At 71.6% G+C, this 16,518-nt stretch carries 19 protein-coding genes; 11 read left to right on the forward strand and 8 right to left on the reverse strand.

What is annotated here, in order from left to right; translation table 11 throughout:
• The first annotated feature begins 13 nt into the window (after positions 1 to 13).
• Both ABZ404_RS18965 and ABZ404_RS18970 read left to right on the forward strand, forming a co-directional pair.
• Positions 14 to 745: a class I SAM-dependent methyltransferase gene (locus tag ABZ404_RS18965; RefSeq protein WP_358835444.1), complete on the forward strand. Its 732-nt coding sequence runs from the start codon at positions 14 to 16 to the stop codon at positions 743 to 745.
• Positions 742 to 2,346 carry an NAD(P)/FAD-dependent oxidoreductase gene (locus tag ABZ404_RS18970; RefSeq protein WP_358835445.1) on the forward strand — a complete coding sequence of 535 codons (1,605 nt, stop codon included), beginning with the start codon at positions 742 to 744 and terminating at the stop codon, positions 2,344 to 2,346. The genes ABZ404_RS18965 and ABZ404_RS18970 overlap by 4 nt, the downstream gene beginning before the upstream one ends.
• 83 nt (positions 2,347 to 2,429) lie before the next feature.
• Here the strand turns inward: ABZ404_RS18970 and ABZ404_RS18975 are convergent, their stop codons facing one another.
• Entirely contained in the window at positions 2,430 to 3,062 is a 633-nt protein-coding gene (locus tag ABZ404_RS18975) for a sigma-70 family RNA polymerase sigma factor (protein ID WP_358835446.1), read from the reverse strand.
• Positions 3,063 to 3,237: 175 nt separating this feature from the next.
• Here ABZ404_RS18975 and ABZ404_RS18980 point away from each other — a divergent pair, with 175 nt between their 5' ends.
• Together ABZ404_RS18980 and ABZ404_RS18985 are read left to right on the forward strand one after the other, a co-directional pair.
• Positions 3,238 to 4,311 carry a MerR family transcriptional regulator gene (locus ABZ404_RS18980; RefSeq protein ID WP_358835447.1) on the forward strand — a complete coding sequence of 358 codons (1,074 nt, stop codon included), beginning with the start codon at positions 3,238 to 3,240 and terminating at the stop codon, positions 4,309 to 4,311.
• A gap of 102 nt (positions 4,312 to 4,413) precedes the next feature.
• Positions 4,414 to 4,587 carry a CsbD family protein gene (locus ABZ404_RS18985; protein ID WP_358835448.1) on the forward strand — a complete coding sequence of 58 codons (174 nt, stop codon included), beginning with the start codon at positions 4,414 to 4,416 and terminating at the stop codon, positions 4,585 to 4,587.
• An 80-nt stretch (positions 4,588 to 4,667) separates the two neighbouring features.
• Here ABZ404_RS18985 and ABZ404_RS18990 read toward each other — a convergent pair whose 3' ends face one another.
• Positions 4,668 to 4,907, reverse strand: coding sequence for a DUF2945 domain-containing protein (locus tag ABZ404_RS18990; RefSeq protein WP_358835449.1), 240 nt, complete (start codon positions 4,905 to 4,907; stop codon positions 4,668 to 4,670).
• Between the two features lie 298 nt (positions 4,908 to 5,205).
• Between ABZ404_RS18990 and ABZ404_RS18995 the strand changes: the two genes are divergently transcribed.
• On the forward strand, positions 5,206 to 6,387 hold the full coding sequence (locus ABZ404_RS18995) for a spore photoproduct lyase family protein (RefSeq protein ID WP_358835450.1): 1,182 nt from the start codon (positions 5,206 to 5,208) through the stop codon (positions 6,385 to 6,387).
• Positions 6,388 to 6,461: 74 nt separating this feature from the next.
• Here the strand turns inward: ABZ404_RS18995 and ABZ404_RS19000 are convergent, their stop codons facing one another.
• Positions 6,462 to 6,662, reverse strand: coding sequence for a hypothetical protein (locus ABZ404_RS19000; protein ID WP_358835451.1), 201 nt, complete (start codon positions 6,660 to 6,662; stop codon positions 6,462 to 6,464).
• A 214-nt stretch (positions 6,663 to 6,876) separates the two neighbouring features.
• Here ABZ404_RS19000 and ABZ404_RS19005 point away from each other — a divergent pair, with 214 nt between their 5' ends.
• From ABZ404_RS19005 to ABZ404_RS19015, 3 genes are all read left to right on the forward strand, one after another.
• Positions 6,877 to 7,701, forward strand: a complete 825-nt coding sequence (locus ABZ404_RS19005; protein WP_358835452.1) for a helix-turn-helix transcriptional regulator — start codon at positions 6,877 to 6,879, stop codon at positions 7,699 to 7,701.
• 92 nt (positions 7,702 to 7,793) lie between these two features.
• The gene (locus ABZ404_RS19010; RefSeq protein WP_358835453.1) at positions 7,794 to 8,861 is read left to right on the forward strand and encodes a hypothetical protein; all 1,068 of its coding nucleotides are present in this window, start codon (positions 7,794 to 7,796) and stop codon (positions 8,859 to 8,861) included.
• 328 nt (positions 8,862 to 9,189) lie between these two features.
• Positions 9,190 to 9,708, forward strand: coding sequence for an EF-hand domain-containing protein (locus tag ABZ404_RS19015; RefSeq protein ID WP_358835454.1), 519 nt, complete (start codon positions 9,190 to 9,192; stop codon positions 9,706 to 9,708).
• A gap of 74 nt (positions 9,709 to 9,782) precedes the next feature.
• On the opposite strand, the gene ABZ404_RS19020 is transcribed toward ABZ404_RS19015, so the two are convergent.
• Positions 9,783 to 10,511 carry a hypothetical protein gene (locus ABZ404_RS19020; RefSeq protein WP_358835455.1) on the reverse strand — a complete coding sequence of 243 codons (729 nt, stop codon included), beginning with the start codon at positions 10,509 to 10,511 and terminating at the stop codon, positions 9,783 to 9,785.
• Positions 10,512 to 10,721: 210 nt separating this feature from the next.
• Here ABZ404_RS19020 and ABZ404_RS19025 point away from each other — a divergent pair, with 210 nt between their 5' ends.
• Positions 10,722 to 11,216 carry a hypothetical protein gene (locus ABZ404_RS19025; RefSeq protein ID WP_358835456.1) on the forward strand — a complete coding sequence of 165 codons (495 nt, stop codon included), beginning with the start codon at positions 10,722 to 10,724 and terminating at the stop codon, positions 11,214 to 11,216.
• A gap of 113 nt (positions 11,217 to 11,329) precedes the next feature.
• Here the strand turns inward: ABZ404_RS19025 and ABZ404_RS19030 are convergent, their stop codons facing one another.
• From ABZ404_RS19030 to ABZ404_RS19040, 3 genes are all read right to left on the reverse strand, one after another.
• On the reverse strand, positions 11,330 to 11,605 hold the full coding sequence (locus ABZ404_RS19030; RefSeq protein WP_358835457.1) for a hypothetical protein: 276 nt from the start codon (positions 11,603 to 11,605) through the stop codon (positions 11,330 to 11,332).
• Positions 11,606 to 11,621: 16 nt separating this feature from the next.
• On the reverse strand, positions 11,622 to 11,861 hold the full coding sequence (locus ABZ404_RS19035; RefSeq protein WP_358835458.1) for a hypothetical protein: 240 nt from the start codon (positions 11,859 to 11,861) through the stop codon (positions 11,622 to 11,624).
• 373 nt (positions 11,862 to 12,234) lie between these two features.
• Entirely contained in the window at positions 12,235 to 13,185 is a 951-nt protein-coding gene (locus ABZ404_RS19040) for a LysR substrate-binding domain-containing protein (protein WP_358835459.1), read from the reverse strand.
• 65 nt (positions 13,186 to 13,250) lie between these two features.
• Between ABZ404_RS19040 and ABZ404_RS19045 the strand changes: the two genes are divergently transcribed.
• The gene (locus ABZ404_RS19045; RefSeq protein ID WP_358835460.1) at positions 13,251 to 14,189 is read left to right on the forward strand and encodes a DMT family transporter; all 939 of its coding nucleotides are present in this window, start codon (positions 13,251 to 13,253) and stop codon (positions 14,187 to 14,189) included.
• Positions 14,159 to 14,656, forward strand: coding sequence for a YbaK/EbsC family protein (locus ABZ404_RS19050; RefSeq protein ID WP_358835461.1), 498 nt, complete (start codon positions 14,159 to 14,161; stop codon positions 14,654 to 14,656). The genes ABZ404_RS19045 and ABZ404_RS19050 overlap by 31 nt, the downstream gene beginning before the upstream one ends.
• A gap of 111 nt (positions 14,657 to 14,767) precedes the next feature.
• Here the strand turns inward: ABZ404_RS19050 and ABZ404_RS19055 are convergent, their stop codons facing one another.
• Positions 14,768 to 16,483 carry a ricin-type beta-trefoil lectin domain protein gene (locus tag ABZ404_RS19055; RefSeq protein ID WP_358837346.1) on the reverse strand — a complete coding sequence of 572 codons (1,716 nt, stop codon included), beginning with the start codon at positions 16,481 to 16,483 and terminating at the stop codon, positions 14,768 to 14,770.
• Positions 16,484 to 16,518 lie beyond the last annotated feature (35 nt).

Genomic DNA, 16,518 nt, shown 5'->3' on the forward strand with positions numbered 1-16,518 from the left:
CACGGGAGACCGCATGACCTTGCTGCGCGACCAGGACCTGGCCCTGGCGTTCGACCACGCCGCCCGCAGCTACGACGCTCTGGTGGCCATCAACCCCGGCTACCACTCCCACCTGCGCCGTTCGGTGCGGCGCCTGGGCTTCACCGGCAGCGGCGCGGGCCTGCGCGTCCTGGACCTCGGCTGCGGCACCGGTGCCTCCACCGCCGCTCTGCACACCGTCCTGCCGGACGCGGCCATCACGGCCGTGGACGCCTCCGCCGGCATGCTCCAGCGGGCCGCCGCCAAACCCTGGCCCTCCCATGTCACCTTCGTCCACGCACCGGCCGAGCGCCTCGCCGAGGCCGGTGTCCAGGGCCCGTTCGACGCCGTGTTCGCCGCCTACCTCTTCCGCAACCTCTCCGACCCCGGCCCGGTCCTCGACGCCGTGCACCGCCTGCTCGCCCCGTCCGGCCGCCTCGGCGTGCACGAGTACACCCTCAGCGGCCGCCGCACGGACCGGGCGGTGTGGACGCTGGTGTGCCGCGGCCTCGTCCAGCCCCTGGCCGGCGCGCTCGGAGACGGCGACCTCTACCGCCATCTGTGGCGCAGCGTCACCGACTTCGACACCGCGGACCGCTTCGCCGCCCGCCTGCGCACCGCCGGGTTCGACCCGGTGCGCGTGCTGCCCCTGCCCGGCTGGCAGACCGGCATCACCCACACCTTCGTCGCCCGCCGCGCCGAGGCTCCCGCCCAGGGAGCGCGATGACCCGCCCGCGCCGCCATACGGCCCCCCGCCCCGGCCGGGACCGCCGGGCCCGCGCGCTCCCGCCGCTGGCCGGAGCCGCGCGTATCCAGGGCGACCGGCCGAGCACCGCGGTGGTGGGGGGCGGTATCGCGGGCCTGGCCGCCGCGACTGCGCTGGCCGAGCGGGGCGTGGCCGTGACGTTGTACGAGCGGGAGCCCTACCTCGGCGGCCGGGTCGGTGCCTGGCCCACCCGGCTGAGGGACGGGACACGGGCCACCATGAGCCGCGGTTTCCACGCCTTCTTCCGCCAGTACTACAACCTGCGGAGCCTGCTGCGGCGCGCCGACCCCTCCCTCGCCCGGCTCACCCCGCTGCCGGACTACCCGCTGCGGCACCGGGACGGGATGCGGGACAGCTTCCGCCGCGTGCCGCGCACACCCCCCTGGAGCGCCCTGGGATTCGCCGCGCTCAGCCCCTCCTTCGGCCTGCGCGACCTGCGTCGGATGAACCCGGCCGCGGCCCTGCCGCTCCTCGACGTCCGCGTCCCCGACATCTACCTGCGCCTCGACCGCACCAGCGCGCACGACTTCCTGGCGGACATCCGCTTCCCGCCCAGCGCCCGCCATCTGGCGTTCGAGGTGTTCTCCCGCAGCTTCTTCGCCGACCCGCGCCATTTGTCGGCGGCCGAGATGGCGCTGATGTTCCACATCTACTTCCTGGGCTCCTCGGAGGGCCTGCTCTTCGACGTGCCCGACGCGCCCTTCACCCAGGCCCTCTGGGACCCCCTCGCCGCCCACCTGGAGCGGCACGGCGCCGATGTCCGCACCACCAGCCCCGTGGAACACATCGACCCGCTGCCCGGCGGCGGTTACGAGGTGACCACGGGCGCCGGGGACCAGCAGCTCCACGACGCCGTCGTCCTGGCCCTGGACACCGGCGGACTGCGCTCGCTGGTGGGCCGCTGCGACCGGCTGGGCGACCCGGCGTGGCGCGAGCGCGTCGCCCGGCTGCGCAACGCCCCGCCCTTCCTGGTCACCCGGCTGTGGCTGGACCGGCCCGTAGCCCGCGACCGGCCGGGCTTCCTGGGCACCAGCGGGTACGCGAACCTCGACAACGTCAGCGTGCTGGACCGCTGGGACGGCGAGGCGGCCCGGTGGGCGGCGCGCACCGGCGGATCCGTCGTGGAACTCCACGCGTACGCGCTGGAACCGGACCGGGCCCAGGACGTGGAACAGAAGCGCCTGCTCGACCAACTGCACCTGGTGTATCCGGAGACCCGCGCCGCCGAGATCGTCGACGTCCGCCACGAGTGGCGCGCCGACTGTCCCCTGTTCCCGGTCGGCGGACATCCCGACCGCCCACCGGTGCACACCTCCGATCCGCGTCTGGTGGTGGCCGGGGACCTGGTGCGGGTGGACCTGCCCGTGGCACTGATGGAGCGGGCGGCGACCACCGGATTCCTCGCCGCCAACGCGCTCCTGACCCAGTGGAACGTACGCGGGGAGCCCCTGTGGACCGTCCCCGACCGAGGACGTGGGCCGCTGCTGCGAGCGCTGGGCGGAGGGGCGGAGGCGGACGCTAGCCGGGATCCGGCTTCATGGGGTCCAGCGGGCGGACACTAGCCGGGCACCGGCTTCGTGGAGTCCGGGCGACATCCGCCTCGGCGAGTCGACCGCCGCCGCATCGATCGCGCATCGGTGAGCTGTCAGGCCGGGGCACCGCTCTCCCGCAGACAGCGGGCGAGCGTGCGCAGGCCGCGGCGGGCGTGGCTCTTGACCGTACCGAGCGGCCACCCCGTCACCTGGGCGATCTGGGTGTGCGTGAGGTCGTCGTAGTAGGCGAGCCCGAGGACGCGGCGCTGCGTCGCGGGAAGTTTCGCCAGCTCCTGCCGGACCAGCACCCGGTCGAGCACGGCTTCGGGCCGCGCCCCCGGATCGTGCTCGTGCTGCGCGAGTACGGCCCCGGCCGCACTGACCAGTTCGGCGCGGCGCGTCCGGGCGGACAGCGTGTCCGCGATCTTGCGCCGGGTGATCCCGACGAGCCAGCCGGCCAGGACGCCCCGCGCGGGCGCATACGTGGAGCGGCCGCGCCAGGCGGCCAGGAAAACGGACTGCGTGACGTCCTCCGCCTCGCGCGCGTCGTCCAGCGCCCGCTGCGCCAACCTGTAGACCATGGCGCTCCAGCGCTGATGCGCGGCGACGAGGCACGCTTCTTCGCCGCGGGCGAACCCCTCGGCCAACTCCTCGTCACCGAGCACCCCCTGGGCCGGAACCTCCGACGGTGGCCCGGGCGTACCGCCGTCGGCGGTCCCGGGACATGCGGCCCACGATGCGGTCATGATCGGTGCTCCTCCTCGGTCAGGCCACTCCAACGCGACCGGGGCGCGCCGCAGATGGCGGGCGACGGGCGGACCGGTGGTACGGCTTCCGCCGGTTGCGGTCGCCGCTCCCCCAGCCTGCAAAGCCCTGCCGACGACCTCAACTCGCATCGGATGTGCGTCGTATAGTGCGCGGGTGAGCACCGACCACACGCTCGGGACGGCTCGTTCCGAAGACATCGGCATCACCACCGGCGTACTCGCCCAGCGGCTCGGCGTCTCACCGATGACCATCCGGTCCTGGGGACGCCGTTACGGGCTCGGGCCCGCGCAGCACGAGGGCGGCCGCCACCGCCGCTGGAAGACGCGGGACATCGCCCTGGTCGAGGAGATGTGCCGTCTGACGGCCCGGGGAATACCTCCCGCCGAGGCGGCCCGCGCCGCCAAGGCCGCCTCCCGGCCCGACGCCGCGGCCCCCGCACCGGACACCGGCCGGCCCGCGGCCGCGAACGACACCCCCGACGCCGTGCCGCCGCATCCCGAGGGCGCCTCGGAGCCGTGGCCCACACCCGTTCCGCTGCCCGCGCCGACGCGTGGCAGTCCGCTGCCGCTCGGCACGATTCGCCCCGAGACGCGCGGCCTGGCCCGCGCGTCCGTCCGCCTCGACGCACCCGCCGTACAGGCAAGCCTCAACGCGTTCCTCCAGGAGCACGGCGTGGTGACGGCGTGGGAGGAGATGATGATGCCCACCCTGTACGCGGTGGGCCGTAAGTGGGAGTCCGGCGGCGACCGTTACGTGGAGGTCGAGCACATGCTGTCGTGGCTCATCTCCACCACCCTGCGCAGCGTCCCGCTCCTGCTGCCCTGTCCCCGGCCGCCGCGCGAGGCCCCTCCCACCCTGCTCGCCTGCCTCCCCGACGAGCAGCACACCCTGCCGCTGGAGGCGCTGGAGGCGGCGCTGCGCGTACGCGGAGCCGCGGTCCGCATCCTCGGCGGCGCCGTACCCACCGAGGCACTGACGGCCGCGGTGCGCCGTACCGGTCCGGAGGCGGTGGTGCTGTGGTCCCAGACCCGCTCGACCGCCAGCCTCCCCCTCGCCCAGCACATCGCCGACACGCACTGGGGCATGCGAGGAGCGCGGCGCGGCCCCGCCGTCCTGCTCGCGGGCCCCGGCTGGGGCCACCGCGCGGCCACGCACGGCCTGCTGCGCCCGCGCGGCCTCGGCGAGGCACTCACCCTCCTGGCCCGCGTACGGAAACCCACCTCGTGACCGACATCGACACGGCACGGGGTTTCGGCATGGGGTTTACGGACCGCCGATGCGAGCAGCAGGGCGAATACGACCATCCGGTTCTACGACGAGGAGGTCCGCATGTCGGGCGAGGAGAAGACCAAGGCCCACACCGAGCAGGCCAAGGGCAAGGTCAAGGAGACCGTCGGCCGTGCCACGGGCAATGAGCGCATGACTGCGGAAGGCCGCGCCGACCAGGCCAAGGGCGACGCCCGCCAGGCCAAGGAGTCCGCCAAGGACGCGTTCCGCCACTGACGCGGCACGCACGCCTGGTACGCGGGCCCCGACCCACTCTCCCGGGTCGGGGCCCGCCGCATGCCGCACTCGGACGTGCGTCACCGCTTCTTCTTCAGCGCGCCGGGCTTGTGCACGGCCGTCCGCCCCGACTTCTCGCTGCGCACCTCGTACTGCGGGTCGTCCGGCGAGGCGGCGACCGTACGCCCGGCGGCGTGGGCGCGTTCGGTGAGCTTCCGCTCCACCGTGCCTTCGGTTTCGCTGCCGTGACTGCGCCAGACGACCTCGTCGCCCCGGGAAAGCTCCTGCTGCCCCGGGGGCTTCTTCCTCTTCTTCGCCATCGCCCACTCCTTTCCCGGCCGGTCCGGCGTTGCTGGGGAACCGCTCTCCACCCTGGGGGCGAACGTGGCGGGGCGCATCCGGGGCCGCCGGGCAGCGAAAGACAGGCGCACACACCCGACACGGGATGACGAGAAGGAAACCACCTAAACTAGGCCGAAAGACGCGAAGCCTCCCTGTCGGCGCTGCCATCCTCGCCCTTGCTGCTATCGCCACCATCGCCGCCTCGCCGACCGGGGCTTTCGCACAGGACGGGCAGGGCGCGAGGAGCAGGGCACCAGGAAGCGGAACGGAGTGGAGATGCGACGGCGCTCCCAGGAGCCGGGTGATGAGGCCGAAGGCCTGTTCGGCATGGAGGAGCTCATGGCCGCGGCCGCGCCGTCGGAAACGGAGCAGGCGCGGCCGTTCCGCGACGGACCGGAGGCACGCCGGCTCCTGCGCGTGACGGAGATCCACGCGGAGCCCGGCGCGGCCGCGTCCTGGCGCGGCCGCCAGATCATCGCCCGTTTCCCGGACGCCCGGCTCATCGAGACGGACTCCCACTGGCGCATCCCCCACCTGCACGGCAACGAGGGAAACGTGGAGCGCTGGGTACGGATCAAGCGGGAGACGCTGGTCCTGGGCGAGCGCACCTCCCTGACCGTCCGGCCGAACGGCCGCTCCGCCGACTGGATCGCTCCTGGCCTGTCCAACGGATGCGCCATGGCCTGCGCGTACTGCTACGTCCCGCGCCGCAAGGGCTTCGCCAACCCCATCACCGTGTTCACCAACGTCGACCGCGTCCTCGGCGCCCTGCGCCGCCACATCACGGCCGCCGGCCCCAAGACGGAACCCAACCAGTGCGACGAGCAGGCCTGGGTCTACGACGTCGGAGAGAACGGCGACTGCTCGGTGGACGACCTGATCAGCGACAACACGGCCGACCTCGTCCACGCCTTCCGCCGCTGGCCCACCGCCAAGGCCTCCTTCGCGACCAAGCTGGTCAACCCGGACCTCCTGCGACTCGATCCCCAGGGCCGCACGCGGATCCGCTTCTCCCTCATGCCGCCCAAGGACTCCCGCCTCCTCGACATCCGGACCAGCCCCGTCCCCGATCGCCTCGAGGCCGCCGCGGACTTCCTGGACGCCGGCTATGAGGTGCACTTCAACCTGTCCCCGGTGGTGCTCCGGCCAGGGTGGCGAGAGGACTGGGACGATCTGCTGCGCATGATGGACGACGTACTGCCGCGCCGGGTCAAGGACCAGAGCGCGGCGGAGATCATCATGCTCACCCACAACCAGGACCTCCACGAGGTCAACCTCGGCTGGCACCCCCGGGCCGAGGAGGTGCTGTGGCGGGGGGACCTCCAGCAGCCCAAGCAGTCCGAGAACGGCGCGTGGAACGTCCGCTACCGCACCGGGGTCAAACATGAGGCCGTGGAGACCCTGACCCGCATGATCGAGACGCGCACACCCTGGCTGCGGGTGCGCTACGCCTTCTGACTGACGCACGTGGCTGCCGGGAGGCACGAGCCCCGTGGGCCTCCCCGTCGTGTCGGGCGTAACGGACCCTCCCGTCAGGGCTGGGCGACCGCTCCCGCCGCCGGTGCGAGGGCGTACGCGCTGACCAGGCCCGCGACACCGAGCACGCAGTTCAGGCCGACGGCCGTGGAGGGCGATGTGCCGCCCCAGGCAATGATCAGGACGACGCCCGTCACCAGGACGGCCAGAAACGACGAGTAATGGCGGCGGAGCGACCCCGCGAAGTCGATGGACATGGGTATCTCACCTTCCTGAGGCTGGTGAACCGGACATCCCCCATTCCACCGGCCGTGGTGCCGACCGTCCACGGAATCCCACGAGCTCCGAGAGACCGGGAAAGGGAGCAGAAGTTCGGTCTTCTTCAGTGGATTTCGGCGAAGTTCCCCGCCGGAGGTGTGCCGGGTGCGAGTATCGCGGTCATCCGGGGCGGTGCCGGGGGGCGGAGGCGACGTGGAGGACCACGCACGCGGGTCGCTGCCACCCGTACAGCGGTTCGCCGCCGAGTTGCGGCGCTTACGCATCAGCGCGGGCGACCCTCAGCTCAAGACGATCGCCGCGCGAGCACAGTGCAGCCTGGCGACGGTCTCCGAGGCGCTCCACGGCAAACGCCTGCCCAGTGAGACCCTCACCCGTCGGCTGGTCACCGCTCTGGGCGGGGACTGGGGGTGGTGGAGCGAGTTCTGGCGAGCCGTCCGGACCGAGCAGGACGACCTGAAGCACCCTTCCGGGCCCGGGGACGCCCCGCTGCGGACGTACGAGGCCACCATGGTCTGTTACGCGGACGCTCCCGCCCTGTACCGGGCCGCGACCGACCGCGTTCGCGCTGCCCGCCATGAGATCCGCCTCACGTACGTACGGCTGCATCCTCCGGACCACTGGGTCTCCTCGGAGGTGACCGCCTACTACGAGGCGGTGTTGCAGTGGGCCAGGGAACACGCCGACGAGTCCACGAGTGTGCGGCGCATCATCGGAGTTCCGGAGCGCAACGGCACACCGCCGCCCGCGTATCTGGCCTGGCTGCACCGGCATCAGGCAGAGACCAGGGACGTGTACGCCTACGAGGCCCGGGTGATGCCCTGGAACAGCTCCTACGCCTGGCACAACACCGCTCTGCTGGACGACTCCGTCTCCTTCCTCACCTTCTCCGGCGCCGGCCGTCAGCAGCTCACGGGATTCAGTGTCGAAGGGCCGGTGTTCCTGTCGCACTTCGCAGCGATGTTCGACCGCGCCTGGGGCGCTTTGGAGACGCTCGACGACTATGTGGCCAGGCACTGAGGGGGGCGCCCCCGGAAACCGGTCGCTGTCCGAGCGCGTCCTGAAGATCGATAGGCTCGGTCGCTGTACTGCACGGACACGGGGGAGATGGCATGAGCCAGGCGCTCTACACGGAACGGTCGTGGAATCCGCTGGCGCGGACCGTCGAGCTGACGGAGGAGGAACTGCGTCGGGGCGGCAGGGTCACGCCGCTGAGCGAGCTGAACCTGCCGGCCATGGCCGAGGCGTTCCAGCGCGGCCAGTGGCTCGGCGGCGGCGGCACGGAACGTCCGCTGGACCGGTTGGCCGCCGACGGCGGCATCATCCCGGTCACGCGCGTCACCGGCACCACCACGCCGGTGAAAGTACGTCAGGCAGCCGAATTCGCTCACCGCTTGGGAGAGTTGGCGGTACGGCACTGCGGCGGTCCCGCGCAGCTGCACGCCCTCGTCGAGCGGGCGCGGGCGGAGGGTGTGCCGTTGTGGATCGCCCGGCGGTACGCCCACGGACCCGCCGGCCCGGTGGCCGTGGCAGTGGACCGCCGACTGGTACGCGTCGATGTGTGGGGGCCGGGCGCTCCTCCCGTACGGATACGGGCGCCGCACGGTTTCCTGAGCAGCATCGGCGACCAGGCGCAGGGGCTGCGGATGACCGTCGGGGACGTACCGGCCGCCCTTGTCCTGAGGAAGAGGCTGCGCAAGTCCAAGAGCTACGTACAGGCGCGGCTGCCCCAGGGAGTCTGGGAGTTGCGACGCGCGAACCACGCGAGCTCCTGGGTGCTGCGCGACGAGCGTCGCGTCGCCCTGATCGAGCGTCCTCCGCGCCGTCCCGACCTCGATCCCGGCACGGTGCTGCTGCCCCTGGCGCCCGTGCGCTACGAGAGCCCGGACCCGCTGGACGCCGTGATGGCCCAGGTCTTCGCGGTCGCCTTCGGTGTGGGCGACACGACGGGGACGGCCCGTTTCCGGCTTCAGCGCCAGCCCGCCAGGGCCGGCGAACCGGTCGCAAGCGATGACGCCTGGGACCGCCCCTGGTTCAGCAACCTGGGCAGTGGCGGCGACGACAACGAACCGGGCGGCTCGGACGGCTGGGGCTCCGACGGCGGAGACGGCGGGGACGGGGGCGGTGGCGGCGATGGAGGCGGCGGGGACAGCGGCGGTGGAGACGGCGGCGGGGATTAGGGCGTAAGTCAGGGCCCACGGGAGGGAGCACCGTGGGCCCACCGCGGGCCGGGGACGCCATGGGCGGGCGCTCGCGCGCAGACTGGTGAGCAGGCCCTGGGCGGCGGGACAGGTGGGACCGGCGGAGCCAGGGAGGTCCTAACCCCCATACCGCTGCCTGCCGTACAACTCGCCGACTCGCCCACTCACCCACACGGCCCAAGCAGAAACGAAACCTCACTCCCCATACAGCCCCACCACCGTCATAGGACGCGCGGCCGAAGGGAGAGTAACGGCAGGGCGGTCGGTCGGCTGCCCGGAGCGTCATTGGGGCACCTGGAGGCCGTACGTGTCTGACTCACCGCAACACCGCATCTTCGCCATGCTGGACGTGGACGGCGACGGCGTCATCACCCGCGCCGAATACCTCGCACGGGTCGACCGCGTGGCCTCCGCCATGGGCCGCGACGCGCTCCACCCGGTCGTCACCGAGTCCCGGGCGGCCCATGAGGCGGTCTTCGAGGACATGGACGCCGACCACGACGGACGCGTCACCTTCGAGGAATACCGCGGCTGGGTCGGCCACGAGACCTTCGAGCGCTCCTGTCGACGGGCTCTGGGGTCGCTGTTCGACATCGCCGACACCGATGCCGACGGACAACTGAACCGTGCCGAGTTCGCCCGCCTGCGCACCACGGCGGGCAACGCGGAGACCGACGTCGACGCGGCATTCGACGCTCTGGATACCGACCAGGACGGACTGATCAACCGCGACACCTACCTGACGGGCATCCGCGACTTCGTCACCACGGGCAACTCCCCCATGGCCGCGGCCTATGGCGCGCCGGTGCTGGACACACTTTCCTGACCCGACTCTCAGCCGACGGCAGCGCCGCGCTTCGGGGTTGCTGCCGTGGGCTGACGTGCGGGCGGGCCGACGGGTCAGAGTGGGCTCTGGCCCGCGATGCGGAGTGCTACATCGATGTGGCTGTACCCGGGCATGGGCGACCCCACGGCCTTCTCGTAGCGCACAGCGTCGGCAATCCCCAGTTTCCCGCCGCTGGCGAGGGTTCTGTTCGCGGTCCACAGGAGCATCCGAAGGTGTTCGTTCTGAACGCTGAGGATCTGGGCGGAAGACTCCAGCGGCACGCCGCTGCGAAGCCGCCAGTCGGCGACGGCGTCCCAGAAAGTGGCCACGGTGTCCCAGCAGACCAGGCTCCGGGGCCCGAGCAGCGGACGTATCTCGTCGAGCGACCGAAACGTGTCGAGTCCGTGGGAGGCGACGTTCTGGAGGTTTTCCAGGAACGCGACGGCGAACTCGTACTCCGCCTCGTCCTCCAGCAGTTCCTCGACGAACGCCAGAATCTCGGTGGTCACACCGAGGTCCCGCTCGGCTGCGCGAAAGGCGACCTGTCGGCATACCTCCAGATCGTCCGTGCTGTCCACCGACCCAGGCTTGAGACCCGCGATGTCGAGGAATCGCCGGGAGCGCCCTATGGGGCGTCGGCGCCATGGGATGCGCATGGATACTCTTCCTGGTGTGCAGCGATGGCGATCAGGGTCGCCGTGGCCGGACAGCATGACACAGCGTTCCGGCCGGCCGATCACGGGGAGCGGCATCAGTCGCTTCGCACGCTCTTCGAGTGCAACCTGCCGTTCGCTCGTGCGCATCGTGCGGCTCCTGGAGGCCTTGCGGCACCAGCGGCCTCTCCCCCTTGCTGATCAGCCCGGCGATCAACTCGTCGTTGCCCACGAGTCGGCAAGCTGTCTCGGCGCGGTCCTCGGGACCGACGGGCCGGGACCGCGAGCGTGAGGAGTACTACTGACGTTCGCGACCAGCGGGGGCAACACCCCCTATCGGGATCGGGCAGCAAGGGGAACATGAAATACATCAAGACCGCCTGGGACGACGAGCTCCAGGGGTTCTTCACGGACGCGCGGGCATACCTGGCCGCGCTCCCGGAGTTCGCTGAGGCGCTGCCGCCCGGTGCCCGCGCGTTCGCCTCCGACGCCGAGCACTACCGGCGCGACGCCGCGTGCTGCGTGAAGGACCTGGAGCTCTCCGAGATCCGGATCGCGACGGACAAGAGCGGCACACTCACCCTCGTATTCGCGCCCAACCAGTGGAAACACGAGACGGGCCTTCGTATCGCCTACGAGGGCGTCGTCCGTTTCTCCGTCTCCTACGACCACGGCATCGACTGGATGCGGTGCGACGCCGTGCTCCTCGACGAAATCCTGCCCGCCGACGACGGCGGCTGCGTCCACGAGATCGCCCTGACCGACGCCACGATCACGGTCCATGCCCGCGACCTTCGGGCGGACTGGGAAGCGACCCCTGGTGACGTGGCCCGCGGTACGGGAGGACCCAGGTGAGTGGTCCCTCGCGGCGGGCCGCGTGAAATGGAGAGCGGTATACGGTTCGCGGCCCGGTGGGCTTCACGGTCTGGTGGCGCGCAGGGCCACCAGGTGTTGGCGGACCTCACGCGTCAGAGGATGGTTGTCGCCGAACGCTCGCCGGCACGTGGAGAGGGTCCGGTTGTACAGGCGGAGGGCCCGGCGTCCCGCTCCCACGGTCCGGCCTCCGGTGGCAGCACCACGCTGGAATGATCGTTGTAGATGCCCGTGACGGCGATGCCGCCGTTCGCGGCGATCGCGTTTCCGCTGCCCGACACCTGCTGCTCCGGCGCGTCCCCGCCGACCGTACCGCCCGCGAGGGTGCGCTTGCCCAGGTCGTACCTTCTGCCCCATCGCCACTTCGCCATCGCGCCGCTCCGGTCGCTACTCGGCCACGATGCCGGTGACGGCACTGGATCCCGCACCGGTCGCGTGCGCGTCCCCGGTGTTCACCGCTCGGGCCGGCCGTCCGCCGTCCACCCGCCTGATCCCTGTCACCGCGCTGCCCCCGTCCCGGGCCTCGGCGTTCCCCGTCGCCAGGGCCACATCGTCCCCCGTGCCGGCGACGAGGGCCAGCAGGGCGCGCAGGTCCTGGGCCGTTCGCTCCTGCTCTCGCGCGTCCAAGGACTCCAGCAGGGCCTCGAACCGCTCCTGCCACGCCCCTTCCTGACGCAGCAGCTCCCGGTCCGGGTCCGCGGCCGCACCCGGCTCCAGTGCCCGGGCGGTGCGGTCCAGCCGCTCCAGTTCGGCGCGCCCGCGTTCCGCGTCCCCACGGCCGAAGAGTGCGGCGACCCGTTCCCGGACCGCGTGCCACGCGTCGGTTTCCCGCGGCCTGGACCACCGCTCCGCCGCTCGCCGCGGCCAGTGCAGTCAGCGTCTCGGCCAGCACCGTCCCCCACCTGCCCCTCACGCCATCTGGACTCGATGACTCGCAACGTACAGCAACTGGGCGCCGAATCAGGCGGGATGAGATCCGCGTGGCGGACGGGCGAACCGGTCAGGGTTGTCCTGGAAGTGCCCGTTCCGCACCGGTACCACCCGCGCCGGCGTCTCGGCTCCGGATCGTTGCGGCCGCCCGGTCGAGTTCGTCGAGCACGATGCGTACGGCTCGGCGTGCGGAGCGTTCGGGGCGGTGGAGGACGTCGATGTGGCGTCGGGTGTGCACGCCGCTGAGCGGCCGGAAAACCAGTGCCGGGTGCGGGCGCGTGGTCCAGCGGGGCATCAGGGCCAGGCCGCCCCCGGCTGCCACGGCCTCGGCGACCACGGTGAATTCGTTGATGCGGTGGACGATGTCGAGCCGTCGGTTCGCGGCGTTCGCGATGGCGTCGATGGTCGCCATCAGGGGGAAGCCGTCGTGCACGGTGATCCAGGGCTGGTCGGCGACGTCGCGCGGGGTGAGGCGTCGTTTGGCGGCCAGGGGGTGGTCGGCCGGCAGGGCGATGTCGAGCGGTTCGCGCAGCAGCGTACGAGCGGTGACCGTGCCGGGCCAGGGTGGCGCCTGGTCGAGGCGGTGGGCGAGTACGAGGTCGTAGTGGCGGGTCAGTCGCGGGAAGTGCTCCTGCTCGACGTCCTCGTCGGCGAACGAGAGCCGTGGGTGCCCGGAGCCGGTCCGGCCGCGCAGCAGGAGGGGGAAGAACGCGGAGGCCGCGCTGTGGAAGGCCGCCACGGACACCTCCGCGTCCGGCTGGTCGACGAATTCCTCGATGGTGTGCCGTGCCCGGGCCAGCGCGGTCTCCACCTCGATGGCCGCAGCGGCCAGGGCGGTGCCGGCGTCGGTGAGGACCAGCCGCCGTCCCTCGCGCTCGGTGAGGGGGACGGGGATCGAGCGTTGCAGCAGGCGCAGCTGCTGGGAGACCGCGGAGGGAGTCATCAGCAGCGCCTCGGCGGTCGCGGTGACGCTTCCCAGTTCGCCGAGCTCCCGCAAGATCTGCAACTGTCGTTCGTTCACGCCCACAGTGTAGGGATACTTCAAGATCTCTTAAGAAGTACGGCCTTGGCTTCATGGTGGAAGCAATGGAGCGTAGGGGGGTGTTCCACTCCCGCCGCACTGACGCAGTGCTTCTCCTTGTCGCCATCGTCTGGGGCTCCAGCTACCTGGCCGCGAAGACGGCCACCTCCGCGCTGCCCGTCCTGGTGGTGCTGTTCGCGCGGTACGCGATCTCGGGGCCGGCCTGCCTCGTCCTCGTCGCCGCCCGGCGGGAGCCGCGCTGCACGCGCGACGAGGTGCGCGTCGGGTCCTTCTTGGGAGTCACCCAGGCGGCTGTCCTGGTCCTCGAGACCTACGGGGTCGCGCACACCAGCGCGGCCAACGCCGGCCTGATCATCAGCCTCACCATCGTGCTCACCCCCCTGCTGGACCGCACCGCAGGCAACGGTCCCCTGCCTCCGCGCTTCTTCGCCGCCACCGGTGTGTGTCTGCTGGCCGTCACCCTGCTCATGTCCGGCAGCGGCTTCCACGCCCCCCGCCTCGGCGACCTGCTGATGCTCGCCGCCGCGGTGGTGCGTGCCGTGCACGTCGCGCTTGTGGGGCATCTGACGAAGGGCCGCGCCCTCCGGCCCTTGCAGCTCACGGCCGTCCAGACGGTTCTCGGCGCGGTGCTGTTGGCCGTGCCGGCCTCCAGCGGCCTGCCGAGACTGACGCACGTCGATGCCGCGGTTTGGGGCCAGCTTGTCTATCTGGCCCTGTTCTGCAGCGTGTTCGCCTTCCTCGCGCAGACCTGGGCGGTCCAGAACAGTTCGGCGAGCCGGGCCAGTCTGCTCCTGGGCACCGAGCCGGTGTGGGCCGTCGCGGTGGGCATCGGCCTCGGCGGTGAGAAGGTCACCGCCCTCGCGGGTCTCGGGGCGGCGCTCATGGTCACCGGCACGTACTGGGGGCAGAGCATCGAACGCGCCCACCGCACCACGCGACAAGAGGAGTCACCATGCCGGACAACGGCACCTACCAGCGTCTGATCGACCTGCTCGACAGCACGGCCACCGTGTACAAGGTCCTGGACCACGCACCGGAGGGCACGACCGAAACGGTCAGCGCACTGCGCGGACACCCGGTGTCGGAGGCGGCGAAGTGCCTCGTTCTCATCGTCAAGGTCGACCGGCGGGTCACCCGTTACGTGCTCGCGGTCGTCCCCGGTGACCGGCGCGTGGACCTCGGGGCCGTCCGCGCGCTGTTCGCGGCACGGTACGTGGGTTTCTGTGACGCGGCCACGGCCGAGCGACTGGCCCATGCCGTCCCGGGCACCGTCCTGCCCTTCAGCTTCGACCCCGACCTCGAACTCATCACGGACCCCGAGGTCGTCGCCCGGCCCCGCCTGTACTTCAACGCCGCTCGCCTGGACCGGTCGCTGGTCATGTCCGGCGCGGATTACGCGAAGCTCGCCCAGCCGCGGATCGAGCGCATCGCCGGTCCCGTAGCGGAGTGATGGGGGGGAGTGCCCCGGTGGGCGGCCCGAGAGGTTGCGCGCGCGGGCCCGAGGGATGCACCGGCATCCCTCGGGCCCGCGTCTGAGGGGGTGGGGTTGGAAACCGGTGGGCTAGAAGCCCTTCACCACCCAGTCCTGGCTCTCGGGCATGGGGGTGCCCAGGGTCGACAGGGTCAGCCAGACGCCGTTGCCCAAGGAGTTGTTCTTGGGCGTGATGGCCTTGCCGTAGGCGTTGACGGCGACGCCGTCCGCGGCCGGGGCGAACCTCTGGACGTCGCTCGCGGGGTTGCAGGTCCACAGGGTCAGCAGCGCGCCGTTGGTGTTGGCGCCGTTGGCCTCGGGCGTGATGCACTTGCCGCTCGCCTTGTGGACGATCAGGCCGTTCTCGTACTTCCACCGCTGGCTGTCCGAGCCGGTGCAGGTCCACACGGTGATGGGGGTGCCGTTGGCGGTGCCGTTGCCCTGGGGCGTCGCGCAGACGGAGCCCGCCACGTGGAAGTTGGTGAGCCAGCTCCAGCCGTCGACCGGCTTGCCCGCCTCGGGGTCGACGTTGAAGACGACCCGGCGCGGCCCGCTGGAGTCCACCAGCGCCTCGTTGGCGCCCCAGAGCCGCTTGGCGTGCGGGTCCCACGACAGGCCCTGGGTCAGCTGGGGTGCCTGGGTGAGGACGTGCGGCGCCTCACCCGGCTTGGCCACGTGGATGCAGGAGTAGAGCCCGGTGCCGCCCGGCCAGTAATCGGGGCAGGTACCACTCATGTAGTACGTGCTGCCGTCGGTGGCCGTGCCCTGGATTCCCCAGACGGGAGAGATGTAGCCCGTGGTCTCCGAGGCGACCGTGGTGGGCAGGCCGGTCCCGAGGGCCGACAGCGGCCAGCGGACGATGCGCGCACCCGCACTGCCCCGGTTCTCCGCCGAGACCAGGACGGGCGCCGCACCGGAACTGTCGATGCTCAGGCTGCTCAGACACAGCTGGTCCGCGACGGCCGGGCCGCAGGCGCGGGGGCTGTTGTTGACGTACGCCGAGGAGAGCTTGTCGACCTGGGCGGTACTGACCGTGCTGTAACGCGCGACGAGCGGCATCGCCCAGAGGTGGTAGCGGGCGGAGGTCTTGCCCGCGGCCAGACCGGTGGAAGCGCTCGTGGTGTCGGTCATGCGCCACATACGCGTCAGGTCGAAGACCTGCAGTTCCGCGCCGTTGGCGACGAACAGCCGGTTGCCGTACCAGGCGACGCCGTCGGAGTGCGAGGGGTACTGGAGCGGCCTGAAGTTGCCGCTGGTCGGTTCCACGAGCGCGATGTGCCCGTACTTGACCTGGCCGCCGGCCGACTCCGCGATCGACACCCTCGCGTAGTCCTCGATGGTCGACGGAGTGCGGCCCTCGACATACGTGCCGTGGTACCAGGAGGTGGCGGTCAGGGAACGCCCCTGGTAGAGCCCGTCGGGGGTGGCGGCATGCGAGCCGGCGAAGCCCTGCGGCATCCAACCACCGGCGCTGTCGGCGTAGTTGGACCTGTCGTCCTCGTCATCCCAGCAGAAACCGTCGGGCTTGAGGGCACCGTTGAGGCCGGTGGCGTGGCAGAGCCCGGGGCGTCCCGTACGGGTGCCCAGGACGTCGGTGACGGACGCCTTGGCGACTCCGGAGGCCTCGGCCGAGTTGATGAGGCTGGTCTTGTCCCCGTCCACGCGCGTGAGCCTGAAGTTCGCGGCGAACGGGTCCAGGCCGGAGGCGGCCTGGGCGGGCTGGACGGGCAGCAGGACGGAGGCGGCCACGGTCGCCCCGAGCGCCAACTGCGTAAGACGACTTCTTCGTCCGAACAGGAGTTTCATTCGGCGAGGGTAAACGCCACCGGCCCTTCATGATC

Source organism: Streptomyces sp. NPDC005878 (assembly GCF_040629815.1).
In the GTDB taxonomy this organism is placed as follows: domain Bacteria; phylum Actinomycetota; class Actinomycetes; order Streptomycetales; family Streptomycetaceae; genus Streptomyces.